Source organism: Synechococcus sp. A10-1-5-1, assembly GCF_023115425.1.
Taxonomy (GTDB): Bacteria; Cyanobacteriota; Cyanobacteriia; order PCC-6307; family Cyanobiaceae; genus Vulcanococcus.
In genome coordinates this window covers 1907874-1922877 of the sequence record NZ_CP096032.1, presented here as the reverse complement: position 1 = coordinate 1922877, position 15004 = coordinate 1907874, and the positions used below count along the sequence as shown (strand labels likewise).

At 57.9% G+C, this 15004-nt stretch carries 9 protein-coding genes, 2 tRNA genes and 3 rRNA genes; 4 read left to right on the top strand and 10 right to left on the bottom strand.

Going from position 1 to position 15004, the window contains the following annotated elements:
- The first annotated feature begins 1 nt into the window (after position 1).
- Together mtnC and MY494_RS10275 are read left to right on the top strand one after the other, a co-directional pair.
- Positions 2-745 (top strand): acireductone synthase, encoded by a 744-nt coding sequence (gene mtnC / locus MY494_RS10280; protein WP_247910162.1) that lies wholly within the window; start codon positions 2-4, stop codon positions 743-745.
- Positions 735-1130 carry a nuclear transport factor 2 family protein gene (locus tag MY494_RS10275; protein WP_247910161.1) on the top strand — a complete coding sequence of 132 codons (396 nt, stop codon included), beginning with the start codon at positions 735-737 and terminating at the stop codon, positions 1128-1130. The genes mtnC and MY494_RS10275 overlap by 11 nt, the downstream gene beginning before the upstream one ends.
- A gap of 233 nt (positions 1131-1363) precedes the next feature.
- Here MY494_RS10275 and rrf read toward each other — a convergent pair.
- The 10 genes from rrf to MY494_RS10225 form a co-directional block, all read right to left on the bottom strand.
- Positions 1364-1480: ribosomal RNA gene (rrf, locus tag MY494_RS10270) — 5S ribosomal RNA — on the bottom strand.
- A gap of 146 nt (positions 1481-1626) precedes the next feature.
- A 23S ribosomal RNA gene (locus tag MY494_RS10265) occupies positions 1627-4502 on the bottom strand.
- Between the two features lie 421 nt (positions 4503-4923).
- Positions 4924-4996, bottom strand: a tRNA-Ala gene (locus MY494_RS10260).
- A 25-nt stretch (positions 4997-5021) separates the two neighbouring features.
- A tRNA-Ile gene (locus MY494_RS10255) sits at positions 5022-5095 on the bottom strand.
- A gap of 174 nt (positions 5096-5269) precedes the next feature.
- Positions 5270-6754 (bottom strand): 16S ribosomal RNA (locus tag MY494_RS10250).
- Together the 16S, 23S and 5S rRNA genes with 2 tRNA genes alongside form the textbook arrangement of a ribosomal RNA operon.
- Before the next feature lie 611 nt (positions 6755-7365).
- Complete coding sequence (locus tag MY494_RS10245; RefSeq protein ID WP_247910160.1) at positions 7366-8169, bottom strand: inositol monophosphatase family protein; 804 nt, start codon at positions 8167-8169, stop codon at positions 7366-7368.
- 2 nt (positions 8170-8171) lie between these two features.
- A complete protein-coding gene (locus MY494_RS10240) occupies positions 8172-9512 on the bottom strand; it encodes a BCD family MFS transporter (RefSeq protein WP_371820596.1) in 1341 nt (446 codons plus the stop codon).
- A gap of 81 nt (positions 9513-9593) precedes the next feature.
- Positions 9594-11294 (bottom strand): TolC family protein, encoded by a 1701-nt coding sequence (locus MY494_RS10235; protein ID WP_247910159.1) that lies wholly within the window; start codon positions 11292-11294, stop codon positions 9594-9596.
- A gap of 31 nt (positions 11295-11325) precedes the next feature.
- Positions 11326-12717 (bottom strand): TIGR03279 family radical SAM protein, encoded by a 1392-nt coding sequence (locus MY494_RS10230; protein WP_247910158.1) that lies wholly within the window; start codon positions 12715-12717, stop codon positions 11326-11328.
- A 44-nt stretch (positions 12718-12761) separates the two neighbouring features.
- A complete protein-coding gene (locus MY494_RS10225) occupies positions 12762-13625 on the bottom strand; it encodes an undecaprenyl-diphosphate phosphatase (RefSeq protein WP_247910157.1) in 864 nt (287 codons plus the stop codon).
- Positions 13626-13754: 129 nt separating this feature from the next.
- On the opposite strand from MY494_RS10225, the gene MY494_RS10220 reads away from it, so the two are divergent.
- Both MY494_RS10220 and psbU read left to right on the top strand, forming a co-directional pair.
- The gene (locus tag MY494_RS10220) at positions 13755-14447 is read left to right on the top strand and encodes a DUF3120 domain-containing protein (protein WP_247910156.1); all 693 of its coding nucleotides are present in this window, start codon (positions 13755-13757) and stop codon (positions 14445-14447) included.
- Between the two features lie 116 nt (positions 14448-14563).
- Positions 14564-14941 carry a photosystem II complex extrinsic protein PsbU gene (psbU, locus tag MY494_RS10215; protein ID WP_247910155.1) on the top strand — a complete coding sequence of 126 codons (378 nt, stop codon included), beginning with the start codon at positions 14564-14566 and terminating at the stop codon, positions 14939-14941.
- Positions 14942-15004: the final 63 nt, after the last annotated feature.

Below are 15004 nucleotides of genomic sequence, written 5' to 3'. Positions count from 1 at the left end.
AATGAGTATCAGCCACATTCTCTTAGATATCGAAGGAACGACTTGCCCGGTGAGCTTTGTCTCCGAGGTGCTCTTCCCCTATGCGAGCGCATCAATGGAGCGCTATCTCGAAGAGCACCGGGAAGACGCCGAAATCGAAGGTCTAAAACGCGAAGTAGAGGCCGCCTGGAAAGAAGATACCCACCTTGAGGCCAAAGCCCTGCTGGAGCGACAGGAGAGCGCATCGCCCCTCTCGAGCGAAGCCATTAGCGCGTACTTGAGGCAACTGATTAAACGCGATATCAAGTTGACTCCACTCAAAGATCTCCAAGGACAAATCTGGCGATCCGGATACGCGTCAGGCGACCTGGTAGCACCTCTCTTTAACGATGTCCCAGAATCCCTGAAACGCTGGCACCGCGATGGATTCACCCTGGCTGTGTATTCATCCGGGTCGGTTCCGGCCCAACAGCTGCTCTATGGCCATTGCCTAGCCGGAGATCTGACGGAGCTCTTTAGCTACTGGTTTGACACCAAGACTGGAGCCAAACAAGCGAAGGAAAGCTACATCGCTATCGCCAGGGCAATGCAAACAGATCCATCCAATGTGCTCTTCATTAGTGACTCCACTCAGGAACTTGAGGCAGCGGATGCATCGGGAATGAAGACGCTCTTTAGCGATCGAGAAGGAAACCCAGCCCGCCAGGCCGGACGCTTTGCGAAGATTAGTGATTACAGCAGCCTGAATCCTGGAGATGGCTTTTAGCGAGCGCGATCAAGAGATCCTGGAACTGAATCAATCCATGCTCAATAGCGTGGCTTCCGGGGATTGGCAGGCTTACTCGAACTTCTGCGCAGAAGACGTCAGTTGCTTCGAAGCTGAGAGTGAAGGGCACCTGGTTGAAGGCCTTCCCTTCCATCGCTATTACTTTGAACTTCCCGGGGATTCATCCCAACCCGCCCCTGCAGTCAACGTGACCATGGCCCGCCCGCATCTGCGCTGGCTGAGCGATGAGTCAGTGGTGTTGAGCTACACCCGGCTGACGCAGAAGTTGGTGAATGGAGATCCGCTGACGGCGCGCTGCTGCGAGACGCGAATCTGGCAGAAGCTTGGCGGGAGCTGGAAACAGGTGCACGTGCACCGCTCCTGAGTTGGGTTAGCGACTGCTTTGACTGCAAAAGCCGCCAGGGCATAGCTCAGGCGGCTTTCTTTTTAATGCACTAGAGCTTCAGAGGAGGCTCAAGCTCAGCCCCACAGGCCCCAGCTGCTGCTGTCGTGTAGACACAAAAAAGCCACCCTTGTGGGGTGGCTTTCTCGTCTCAACCCATGGCTTAACCGTTCAAGGACAAGCAGCATGAGTTGAGTGATTGGAGCGAATGTTTTACCTGGCATCGACCTATTTTCTCAGGGGGCTACCCCCCAAATATCGTCGGCGCTACAGCGTTTCACAGCCGAGTTCGAGATGGATCGGAGTGGTTCCACTGCGCCATGGACACCAGGATAGGTATTCGCTCTCAGGTGAACCCTGAGAACTGCATAGGTTACGAGTCTGCCCTTGGCTTGCTTTCGCAGGCTTCCGGCAGTCGCTCTGGAAGTCAAAGCTCTCCACAGTGACCTGACGGACACTGTGTTTTGAGAGATGAGATTTGGTCAAGCCCTCGGTCTATTAGTACTCCTCTGCTTCACGCATTACTGCGCTTCCACATAGAGCCTATCAACGGGTGTTCTTCCCGTGACCTTACTGGCTTAAGCCATGGGAATACTCATCTTGAGGTGGGCTTCCCACTTAGATGCTTTCAGCGGTTATCCACTCCGCACATGGCTACCCAGCGTTTACCGTTGGCACGATAACTGGTACACCAGAGGTGCGTTCCTCCCGGTCCTCTCGTACTAGGGAGAAATCCTCTCAATATTCCTGCGCATGCACCGGATATGGACCGAACTGTCTCACGACGTTCTGAACCCAGCTCGCGTACCGCTTTAATGGGCGAACAGCCCAACCCTTGGGACCGACTTCAGCCCCAGGTTGCGATGAGCCGACATCGAGGTGCCAAACCTCCCCGTCGATGTGAACTCTTGGGGGAGATCAGCCTGTTATCCCTAGAGTAACTTTTATCCGTTGAGCGACGGCCCTTCCACTCAGAACCGTCGGATCACTAAAGCCTACTTTCGTACCTGTTCGACTTGTAGGTCTCACAGTCAAGCTCCCTTCTGCTTTTGCACTCGTCGGCTGATTTCCAACCAGCCTGAGGGAACCTTTGCGCGCCTCCGTTACCTTTTAGGAGGCGACCGCCCCAGTCAAACTGCCCACCAGATACTGTCCGGTTCCCGGATAACGGGTAACCGTTAGAACCCTAGCTCGCAAAGAGTGGTATCTCACCAGTGGCTCACCATCACCCACAAGCAATGGATCAAAGCCTCCCACCTATCCTGCGCATTGCGAGCCCGAGCACAATACCAAGCTACAGTAAAGCTTCATAGGGTCTTTCTGTCCGGGTGCACGTAGTCCGCATCTTCACAGACAATTCTATTTCGCCGAGCCTCTCTCCGAGACAGCGCCCAGATCGTTACGCCTTTCGTGCGGGTCGGAACTTACCCGACAAGGAATTTCGCTACCTTAGGACCGTTATAGTTACGGCCGCCGTTCACCGGGGCTTCAGTCGTTAGCTTCGCTTGCGCTGACCAACTTCTTTAACCTTCCGGCACTGGGCAGGCGTCAGCCCCCATACATCGTCTTGCGACTTAGCGGAGACCTGTGTTTTTGGTAAACAGTCGCCTGGGCCTATTCACTGCGACCAGCTCTCGCTGGCACCCCTTCTCCCGAAGTTACGGGGTCATTTTGCCGAGTTCCTTAGAGAGAGTTACCTCGCGCCCCTCGGTATTCTCTACCACCCCACCTGTGTCGGTTTCGGGTACAGGTAATCATGCCTTAACGGGTATAGGGCTTTTCTTGGAAGCTTGACGTCACCAACTTCGCTGCCGTAGCAGCTCGCACTCACGCCTCAGCTCAAGCTGTTTTCGCCAGCTCTCAACGCCTCGAACGCTTGGACCGGTAACCAACATCCGGATTGGCTAGCCTTCTCCGTCCTCCTTCCCAAAACATGATCAGTACAGGAATGTTGACCTGTTATCCATCGACTACGCCTTTCGGCCTCGCCTTAGGTCCTGACTAACCCTCCGCGGACGAGCCTGCCGGAGGAACCCTTAGGGTTTCGGGGAATGGGATTCTCACCCATTTTTTCGCTACTCAAGCCGACATTCTCACTTCTATGCAGTCCACGCCCGCTTACGCTAACGCTTCACCCCACATAGAACGCTCCCCTACCATTAAACAAGTTTAATCCGCAGCTTCGGTACAACACTTAGCCCCGTTCATTTTCGGCGCAGGATCGCTCGACCAGTGAGCTATTACGCACTCCTTTGAGGATGGCTGCTTCTAGGCAAACCTCCTGGTTGTCTCGGCAATCCCACCTCCTTTATCACTTAGTGTTGATTTGGGGACCTTAGCTGGCGGTCTGGGCTGTTTCCCTTTCGACCATGGAGCTTATCCCCCACAGTCTGACTGCCTAGTTACACACAGGGTATTCAGAGTTCGTCTCGATTTGGTACCGCTCTCGCAGCCCGCACCGAAACGGTGGCTTTACCCCCCTGCTGGAGCACTAGACGCTACGCCTCAACGTATTTCGGGGAGAACCAGCTAGCTCCGGGTTCGATTGGCATTTCACCCCTAACCACAGCTCATCCGCTGATTTTTCAACATCAGTCGGTTCGGACCTCCACTTGGTATCACCCAAGCTTCATCCTGGCCATGGTTAGATCACCCGGGTTCGGGTCTATAAACACCGACAATCGCCCTATTCAGACTCGCTTTCGCTATGGCTCCACCATTTCCGGTTTAACCTGCCAGTGCCTATAAGTCGCCGGCTCATTCTTCAACAGGCACACGGTCACCCTATGAGTAGGGCTCCCATTGCTTGTAAGCTCACGGTTTCATGTTCTATTTCACTCCCCTCCCGGGGTTCTTTTCACCTTTCCCTCGCGGTACTGTTGCGCTATCGGTCACACAGGAGTACTTAGCCTTACGAGGTGGTCCTCGCTGATTCACACGGAATTCCACGTGCTCCGTGCTACTCGGGATACAGCTAGCTCAGTTCAGTTTTCGAATACGGGGCTTTCACCCTCTGTGGCGCGCCATTCAAACGCTTCTTCTAACATCCCTGATACACGTTGCTGTCCCACAACCCCGATAGTCGAAACTATCGGTTTAGGCTCTTCCCCGTTCGCTCGCCGCTACTTAGGGAGTCGTTTTTACTTTCCTTTCCTCCAGCTACTAAGATGTTTCAGTTCGCTGGGTTGGCTCGCGCCAGCCTATAGATTCAGCTGGCCGTTCTAGGGGTTGCCCCATTCGGAAATTCCCGGATCAAAGCGTTTTTCCAGCTCCCCGAGACTTATCGCAGGTAAACACGTCCTTCATCGCCTCTGTGTGCCAAGGTATCCACCGTGAGCCCTTTGTAGCTTGACCAATTTATCCTCCTAACGCTTCAGGCTGTTGAGGCCCATTCTCTCGACTTTCTCTTAATCAATCAACAGATTGCTCTGCTCACTCATCAGTTAGAAAGAAGGATCAAACTCCCCGCTCCTCGGCGGATTGGGAAGAACGCTAGAAGGTCTCGGCTCTCAAAAAATAGAATCACTAGCTCTTTCGAACTAGCCTCTATGAGATGCTTTGTCTTTCCAGACTCACCTATGCAGTTGTCAAGGTTCTGCTAAATCCCCTCCCTTTCAGGAGTGAACTCAGCATCAGCTCAACCAAATCAACACAACCGTGTCAATCGAATGAGCTGAGGCTGAATACGACTGGCTATCCAGTGGAATCATTCAGCGAACAACGTCTAGTCACCAACCAAGAAGCTCTTCCTGGCTTTGGAGTTCAGATATGTTAGTGGAGGTTAGCGGACTCGAACCGCTGACATCCTGCTTGCAAAGCAGGCGCTCTACCAACTGAGCTAAACCCCCAAAGGATCCAAAATGGAGTTTGGAATGGGCCATCCTGGACTTGAACCAGGGACCTCACCCTTATCAGGGGTGCGCTCTAACCACCTGAGCTAATGGCCCAGGAAGTGAACCCTCTATGGGGTGACCTAGACAACGTTTAGGAACTAAAAATCAATCGTTGTGCAGTCTTGCGACTCACAGGATTGAAGTTGAGGTACCGATCGACCTAAGGTGACAGGATTTCGGCCTAAGAATAAAAGTACTCAGGCATCAAAATCGTTGTTTGTCTCCCTGTTAGGAGGTGATCCAGCCGCACCTTCCGGTACGGCTACCTTGTTACGACTTCACCCCAGTCATCAGCCCCACCTTCGACGTCCTCCTCCACAAGGGTTGGAGTAACGGCTTCGGGCGTGGCCAACTTCCATGGTGTGACGGGCGGTGTGTACAAGGCCCGGGAACGTATTCACCGCAGTATGCTGACCTGCGATTACTAGCGATTCCTCCTTCACGTAGGCGAGTTGCAGCCTACGATCTGAACTGAGCCACGGTTTATGGGATTTGCTAGCTCTCGCGAGTTTGCTGCCCTTTGTCCGTAGCATTGTAGTACGTGTGTAGCCCAGGATGTAAGGGGCATGATGACTTGACGTCATCCACACCTTCCTCCGGTTTATCACCGGCGGTCTCGCTAGAGTGCCCAACTAAATGCTGGCAACTAACGACGTGGGTTGCGCTCGTTGCGGGACTTAACCCAACATCTCACGACACGAGCTGACGACAGCCATGCACCACCTGTCACTGCGTTCCCGAAGGCACTCTCTCGTTTCCAAGAGATTCGCAGGATGTCAAACCCTGGTAAGGTTCTTCGCGTTGCATCGAATTAAACCACATACTCCACCGCTTGTGCGGGCCCCCGTCAATTCCTTTGAGTTTCACACTTGCGTGCGTACTCCCCAGGCGGAACACTTAACGCGTTGGCTACGACACCGAGGGGGTCGATTCCCCCGACACCTAGTGTTCATCGTTTACGGCCAGGACTACAGGGGTATCTAATCCCTTTCGCTCCCCTGGCTTTCGTCCATGAGCGTCAGTTATGGCCCAGCAGAGCGCCTTCGCCACTGGTGTTCTTCCCGATATCTACGCATTTCACCGCTACACCGGGAATTCCCTCTGCCCCTACCACACTCTAGTCTGTCAGTTTCCACTGCCGAAATGGAGTTAAGCTCCACGCTTTAACAGCAGACTTGACAGACCGCCTGCGGACGCTTTACGCCCAATAATTCCGGATAACGCTTGCCACTCCCGTATTACCGCGGCTGCTGGCACGGAATTAGCCGTGGCTTATTCATCAAGTACCGTCAGATCTTCTTCCTTGATAAAAGAGGTTTACAGCCCAGAGGCCTTCATCCCTCACGCGGCGTTGCTCCGTCAGGCTTTCGCCCATTGCGGAAAATTCCCCACTGCTGCCTCCCGTAGGAGTCTGGGCCGTGTCTCAGTCCCAGTGTGGCTGATCATCCTCTCAGACCAGCTACTGATCGATGTCTTGGTAGGCCTTTACCCCACCAACTAACTAATCAGACGCGAGCTCATCCTCAGGCGAAATTCATTTCACCTCGCGGCATATGGGGTATTAGCGGTCGTTTCCAACCGTTATCCCCCTCCTGAGGGCAGATTCTCACGCGTTACTCACCCGTCCGCCACTAACCCGAAGGTTCGTTCGACTTGCATGTGTTAAGCACGCCGCCAGCGTTCATCCTGAGCCAGGATCAAACTCTCCGTTGTAGATCAAATCCTATTGACTGCTTTCACAGTCTCAATTTGATTTGCTTCACCCACAGTCAGCACTGGCGCACTGCTGCAGTTGATGCCACTTCCTCTGACAGAAGCGTTCAAAGAGTGCAAAACAAAATCTCTTTCGTTCAGACTTTCCAGGATCTCAGATCCGGTCGTTGCTCCACTCACTGCACACCGACACAACCGTCAACCGTGAGAGTCGACAATCATGCAAGCAGTAAGCTTACACAACTAAATAATTTTTGACGGGACCTCACACCCTCACTGCATCTTCGTTAACCACTCGCTTCAGCCTCTCAGCCTCAGCTCGCGACTAACGCAGTGAAAGCGTCAGTTCCTAAACGTTCAGTTGTCCAGGTGCTCCAACAACCACACGCTTCTCAGCTCGACCCTCTCAGGTCTCTCGGGTTATCGGTCCGCGGCCTCTCGACCGCTTGTTGAACTTACATCACCGGGTAAACCCAGTTTTCAGCTCAGAGCGGCATCACTGCCGCCGATCGAACCTACATCACCAGGTCACCCCAGCTTTCAGTTCGCTGCTCGCTCGCCTTTCGGTTTGCTCGCAGCACACAAACATAACACCACCCACCCCCCTGGGGTCAACCTCGGCCCACCAGTGCATCGGCCCACGGCTTAAAGCGCGCCAGGGTTTCGTCGTTTCGCGCCGCCAGCACTGGGAAATTCGCCTCACTCAGGTCTTCCCCCGGCTCCAGCTGGCCCGGATCGCGAACCAACCAGTCCATCGGGCAATTCAGTTCCTGCAGCACCAACCAGGCTGCCGCCAGATCCCAAATCTTCGGCGTGGCCTCCAATGCCGAGATGGTCTGACCCATTCCCACACTCACCAGGTTCAAGCTGGCCACCCCCAGCAAACGAATCTTCCCAGGGAAGCGCTGATTCGGAAGCTTCTGCAGCACCCCGATTGAACGGCTGCACAGGGACGCGCAACCCGCCACTTGGTTGCGCGCCGAAGGAGCTCCCAACTTTTTGTCCTTGCGCCAGGCACCGCCTCCACGAATCGCCACGATCCGTTGACGCAGGGGGGGCACATCCAACACCCCCAACACCGGGACGCCGTTTTCAAAGCGAGCCAGAGAAATCGCCCAATAGGGAATCCCCGCAGCGAAGTTGGTCGTCCCATCCAGTGGATCCACCACCCAATAGGCATCGGAAGTCGGAACCCTCTGGCTCCCCTCTTCACTCAGAACACCTTCTCCGGGATAAAGCTCCGCCAGGCCCTTGACCAAGGTGGCATCGCTCCAACGGTCGCAAGCGGTAATCAAGCTCCCGTCTGCCTTGGCTTCGGAATCAAGCTGGCCAAAATCCTGGCGCTGTCGCTCGGCCACCTGATCCAGCAGCCCCCCGAGCTGCTCTAACCCCTCTGGCATCGCAAGAGAAAGCATCGTCACCCCAACTCCGCGGCGAGAACACGATCGAGATTGCTGGCGGTATCCGCCCGGAACTGCGTCACGCTGACCCGGCTCAAGAGCACCAAAGCCAAGACAGCGATAGCTGCCTCAAGCAGCAGCACTAGCCCATAGGCCGCGTGCGCTGGCGCGTCGGGCAGAAACCAGCGCGCGGCATCGAGCAACCCACCACCCATGACCTTGCCCAACGCCCGTGAGTAGGCCTGGGCGAGCCCCCACACACCGACGAAGGTGCCAGCAACAGCAGGAAGGGTGAGATCCAGCATCAAAACCAAGGTGGCATTGGTTCCAATCCCTGTCGCCAGTCCAAACAGAAACAGCACGATCCGCAATGCATTGGGGTCAGCCAACACCCCGACACCGGCCAAGAGCAGCAGCGACAACAGAATCAGCTGACAGCCCAGGCGAGCTGCCACGAACTTCCCAAGCTTGGGAACCAGCCAAAGCCCTGCGAGAAGTAAGCCCAGCAGTGTTCCCACCCCCCAAACGGCACTCAGCGAGGCCGTCGCCGCAATCGGCAGACCGAACACCTCGGCGCCATAGCTCTCGAGGATCGGGTCCTGCAGGAACACCGCCAAGGTGAACGCCAGCAGGAAACAGAAAAAGACCAGCACCTGACGGCTGCAGGTGATCAAGCGCCAGGCATCCCCAAGCGTGATCGCATCTTCGCGGTCTTCTGAGCGGCTAATCGCTCTCTGGCTGGCGTGGGGCTCAACCCCCCAGGTGGCAAAGACCGTCAGCGCGAAGACGACCACGGCCACGCGAGCCAAAAATTGGAACAGGACTGGTTCAAGCAACGCTGGATCGCTCACCCCATCGAGCCCCTTCAAGCAGATGCTGGTGGCAATCGCACCCACCACAATCCCCACCGTGAGCAGGCACCAAATCAAGCCGACTGCTCGGGGACGCTCCTCTTCACTCGTCAGATCAATGACCAGCGCCAGGTAGGGGGTCGTCGCTAGGGACACCGCCAGGCCATAGCAGGCCACCACGGCACAGATCGCAGCAATCCCCGCCGCAATCGCACCGGCTTCGCCCGAGCCGAAGGCCGCATGCAGGCGAAAGATCAACGGGATCAGCAGGACAGCCAAGCTGCAAAACAAGGCCGAGCCCAGCCAGATGTATGGGGTTCGGTGTCGCCCCGCCCAGGGCCGGCTATCGGAGATCTGACCAAACAGGATCCTGGCCGGCGCCACAACCTGCTCCAAAGCCAGCGCCCCACCGACAAGCAGACCCGGGAAACCCAACTCCGTGAGCATCACGCGGTTGAGCATCCCGACAAAGATCACCGCCAGGCAGCCCAGGCAGCCCTGGAACAAACCCAGACGGATCAGACGAGGAAGAGGAAGAGACAGCTGCAGTCGCTCAGCTGGTCACTGACGTTAATCGGGGAAATCTCTCTAGGAGCCCTTCGCTGACGGATACGCGGCTTGGCAAGCCGGAGGCAAAGGCTCAGGCGGCACAGGGACGCTGTAGGTGTCGTCCTCCAGCGGTTTGATAGCGCTCAGTTTCGGCGGCTGGCAGATCGTGATCTGATCGAGACCCGTCCGGCGCCGCAACTCCGATAGACCGCTGTTGTAGCTAGCCAGGGCTCTGGCGTAGCGAAGCTGCGCCTGGGTCAAGTCCCGCTGGTTGTCCACCACCTCCCGCTGAGTAGTCACACCGGCCTGAAAGCGAAGGCGCGCCAAGCGAAGTGATTCACGGGCGGAGAGCACCTCGCGCGAGGTCGTCTGGATCGTGCGTGTATTGGCCCGCAGATTATTGAAGCTCTGCTCCACCTGAAAGCGCACCTGATCACGGGTGTCGGCGAAACGGAAGGCGTTTTCCTGGGCCTGTTGCTTGGACTGGCGATATTGAGCCCGGGCCCGGCCGCCATCAAAGATCGACCAGCGCAGATTCAAACCCACCGTGTTGTCAGTGGCCCAGGTTTGACCAGCATCCAGACCACGATCAGGATTCAGACCGGCGAAGCCAAAGGTCCGGCCCGTCACAAAGTTGTTGATGATGCTCAAGAACGGCTGAACCGCACCCAAGGACGCATTGGCGTTGCTGTTCGAAACTGAGATGTCGAGCAGCGCGTTATCCAGCTCTTCTCGGAAGGCGTAAGCGCCGATGATGCTCTCCTGCAGCGAAGGCATCCACACCCCCAATGGTCGGAGGGGCTGCTTGGCTGTCGGGGTGATGTTTTGCGGAAGATCCAACAGACGAGCCAAATCCCGTCGTGCATTCGCCTGTTCTGCCAATGCCTCCGTCAGGATGTTCTGATCACGTGCAAGCTGGGTTTCAGCCTCCAGCACTTCCAACTTGGTGGCTACACCGGCCTGAAAACGGGCCCTGGCGTCCCGCAGGCTGACCACCGAGGCTTGAACGGAGGTCTGACCAATCCGGACATTGTCATCGCTGAGCTGGAGCTCGAAATAAGCCTGCGACGCCTGAAGACGCAAATCTCGCAGGGCAATCAAATACGTGTTCTTGGCCTGTTCAAACGCATCCCGGGCCGCACTGACCTGGGGGACTCGCTGGGGATTGATCAGATCCCAGTTGAAGCCAAGGTTGGCGGTCGCCGCCCAGCGGTTGGTCTGGGTGTTGCCGCCTTCGGTGGCTGAACCGATGGCGTTCGACAAATAGTTGTATTGACGGCCATAGGTCCAAGACGGGAACTGGTTACCAGTCGTGAAGTCAAAGCTGGGGTACCAGGCTGCAATTGTCGCCCTCAGGTTGCTCTGGGCTTGATCCGCCCGACTGGCAACGGCTTTGAGGTTGGGGTTATTGACTTCGGCGAGGTTCTCGACATCCAGCAAGGACAGCGGACGGAGTTCAACGATCTTGACCTGATCGGTCTTGTCTGGCAGAGCCAAGGTCGCCGGAGCCGCCAACCTCTGCAGGGACGGATCAAGCTTCGTGGCGGCAGGCGGCAGCACGGTCGGATCGGACTTCGGGCGCTGCCCTTTCGTGCTGAACGCCGAAGGCAGCGGGACGGCCGGAGGATCGATCAGCTCAAGCTTGGTCGCTGGCTCCGGTTCAGCAGCCAGAACGACGGCGGGAAGTCCAGAGAGCGCAACACCTGTGGCCGCAACAACTGCGTTTACAAGGCGACCCACTGAGCTCTCTAGAAATAAATATGACCGGATCTTAATGATCAGCTTCTGATTCGCCGAGGCAGGCATCCACGATGTCATCCGCCCCATGAACGAGGCGCACTGGCGTCTTCAACTGCGTCGCAACGGCATCGAAGGGTTGATCATCTAAAAAAACGGGTTCTCCCTGCCGCAGCATCACAGCAGGTAGCAGCACTTCATCTCCCAGCTCAGCGCCCGCCAGGCCCTCGAGGAGATCCGATCCCGTCAGCAAACCGGTCACCACCTGGTCTTGCCCCCAGTAAGGGCTCGGCAGCCCATGCAGCAGAACCTCAAGGCCTTCGACTTGATTCAAGCGATCCACCGCCGGCCGCAGGGCTTCTGCCACCAACAGCCCCACCACCCAACTCACCCGACGAGGGGCGTCCAGCGAACGAGGGAGATCCATCGTCGCCTCATCCATCGCCTCCAGAAACGAACGGATGCTCCCCACCCCATTCCCCTCTTGGGGCAGATCCTCGTAGTCGGCCCGATCCGGCAGGGCATAGCCCGCCATCAGGTACCACTCATCCGATAACCAAGCGAAACGGCTGCCGAACTGCTCGCGGAAGCCCTCTTGTAGGCCTTCCACCTGAGCGATCACGCGCTGGGCGCAGGCCCGATCCACCGGGACCAAGCCATCCCCATCGGGCCGGTAGCGGGTCAAGCCCACCGGGACGACCGCAGCAGACAGCACCGCTGGCCAGTCCCCACCCGCAAAGCCAGAGAGGTCCTTCAGGGTCTGCTCAAGGGCCTCGCCGTCATTCAGCCCAGGGCAAACCACGACCTGGGCATGGATCTGCAGCTGGCGCTTCTGGAACCAAGCCAACTGGTCCAGCAGCAACGCCGCCCGGGGGTTCACCAACAACCGGGAACGCAGCTCTGGATGGGTGGCATGGACCGAGACAAACAGCGGAGAGAGGCGCTGCTGCTCAATCCGCTCCCAGTCCGCTGCAGAGAGATTGGTCAGGGTGAGATAAGAGCCATACAAAAAGCTCAGGCGGTAGTCGTCGTCTTTGACGTAAAGACTGCGGCGATGCCCCGGTGGCTGCTGATCGATAAAGCAGAAGGGACAGTGGTTATTGCACTGCTTCAGGCCATCGAATAGCGCCTCGGTGAAGGCCAGCCCGAGGCCCTCATCGGCATCCTTCTCCAGCTCAACCTGATGGACCGTGCCATCGGGGTCCTGCACCTCAAGGCAGAGCTCCTCCTCCCCGACCAAAAACTGAAGGTCGATCAGATCCCTCGGGCGCACCCCGTTGATGCTCAGCAGGCGATCACCCGGCTGGATTCCCAGCTCGTCACCAATCGAATCGGCTTCCACCCGATCGACCACCGCCGGTGCAGGCAGCCTGATCTCTCCTTCTGTCTCGGCGAGGACGACCCCGACCGAAGGCTCATTCCACACCGACCGCTACGGCTCTACTTCCTCCAGTTTGAGACGCAGGCGGTTCAGGCCACGCTTCGGGCAGCCCAAAGGATCACCCCCAGGCCAAAAAAGACCCGGTAGCCCACGAACCACCAGGTGCTGTGGTTCTGCAGAAAGCGCAGCAACCACGCGATGGCCAGCCAGGACACCACGGCCGAGGAGCCAATCCCCACCAGCAAGGGCAAGGCGCCACCGGCAGCCGGCTCCGAAAACGCGTCCTTGAGCTCCACCAACCCGGCCAGGCTGATGGCCGGGATCCCGAGCAAAAACGAAAAGCGGGCTGCTTCCGAGCGCTTCCAGCCATCAAACAAAGCAGCCGTCAAGGTGCTTCCGGATCGAGAGACTCCAGGAATGAGGGCCAGAGTTTGAGCCAGACCCACCAGCCAGCCGTCGCGCACCACCACATCAGAGAGCACACGGCGCCGGCTGCCGCAACGTTCGGCCAGTCCCAGTAGCAAACCCATCACGATCGACACGATTCCGATCGAAGTCAGGCTGCGGAGGGGGGACTGATCAAAGTCGGAGACAAACACCTTGATGCCCAGACCCGCCACCAGAATCGGCAAGGTCCCCCAAAGAATCGCCTGACCCAAGCGAGCCTCTGGGGTGTCCCAGCGCTGGCTGAGCCAGGCCTGCCAGGAGGCCTTGATCACCTGCCTGAGGTCCTCGCGGAAAAAACCGATCACCGCGGCAATGCTTCCCAGCTGAATCACAGCGGTCACCGCCACACCCGGATCGCCCCAGCCGAGCAAGACAGGCACCACCTTCAGGTGTGCCGTACTGCTGATGGGCAAGAACTCCGTCAACCCCTGGACCACCCCGAGCACCAAGAAGCGCCAACAGGCCTCCAGGACCCCCAACGACTCAGTGGGGGTCAGGGTGGTCACGGCAGAGCGACAAGGTTCAGGCAGACCTTATGCGCTCGGGCAGGGATTGAGAAGCCGCATACCCTTTAAGGTTGGACACCTTTCGTTACAAGCGTTGTGCTCGGGGTGCAGCCCAGCCTCACCACAGGGATGCTGACCCCAGCACCGCAGAGCCGCGTCTCCGGCGCCAAGGGCTGGGGCCTCTGGCTTTCGGGTTGCCTCTTGGTGGCACTACCGGTTTTCCTGCAAGCGCCCTGGGTGCGCCTGGCGCCCTTCAGCGCTGCCCTCTTCACCGCCCCCCTGCTCTTCCTGGGGATCGCCCTCTCCGGACACCCCCAGCAGCGTTGGAGCACCACCGGCACCTTGCTGGTGGGCTTCAGCGGCAGCTGGCTGGGTGGCTGCCTGTTTTGGGGCTGGTGCCGCCTCCACCCCCTCTGGCACCTGCCGATTGAGGCCTTTGCCCTACCCCTGGCCCTCGGGGGCCTTCGCACCCGCTGGCGATTAGCGGCCAGCTTCTATCTCGCCTCTTTGGTTGGAACCGCCGTCACCGACGGGGTGATGGCGATCACCGGTGTGATGCGCCACTGGACCGAGGTCCTCAACGCACCGATCGATCAAGCCACCGCTCTGCTCCATCAGGCCGCCCTCGGCGTTCTGGAGCCCATGCCCCTCGGGGTCACCCTGCTGGCGGGCGCTGTGCTTCTGAACCTTTGCCGCCGCTACTGGCACCACCCAGATGGGGCCTGGAGAGTCGCCGCGTCAGCTATGGCCACAACCCTTGCGGTGGATGGACTTTTTCTGGCCGCCTCCCTCTGGTCGCCCCACTGGAGTGGGCTCATCTGAAGAACTGCAAAAGCCTCCGGTGATGCCCGCGGCTCGAAGGACCGCTCCCTGTAGGTTTGCAGGGCTGGCTGCAAGGCAGCCCTCTCCCTGTGGTTCCCGTTCAGACGGAGTTATCAATGAAACGGCTGGTTTCGTGGCTCATGAGTGGAGTGCTGATGGCCGGCCTGCTCCTCAGCCTGATCATCGCTCCCGCAGCTCAGGCCGACTCACTGCGCAACGTCGCGGACGACAAGATCACTGAGCGCGGCGACAAGATTGACCTGAACAACTGCTCGGTCCGCCGCTTCCAGGCCTTCCCTGGGATGTACCCCACCCTGGCCGGAAAGATTGTGTTGGGTGGCCCTTACAACAGCGTTGACGACCTCCTCAACCTCGACCTGACCGATCGTCAGAAGGAATTGGTTGAGAAGTACAAGGGCAACTTCACCGTGACCCCGCCGTCCATCGCCCTCAATGAAGGCTTCGATCGCATTAACGACGGCCAATACCGTTGATTGCTTAGGCGTTTCAAGCGCACAGCTGAGGTCTAGATTCCGCAGCCGGTGACCGCCGTCGGG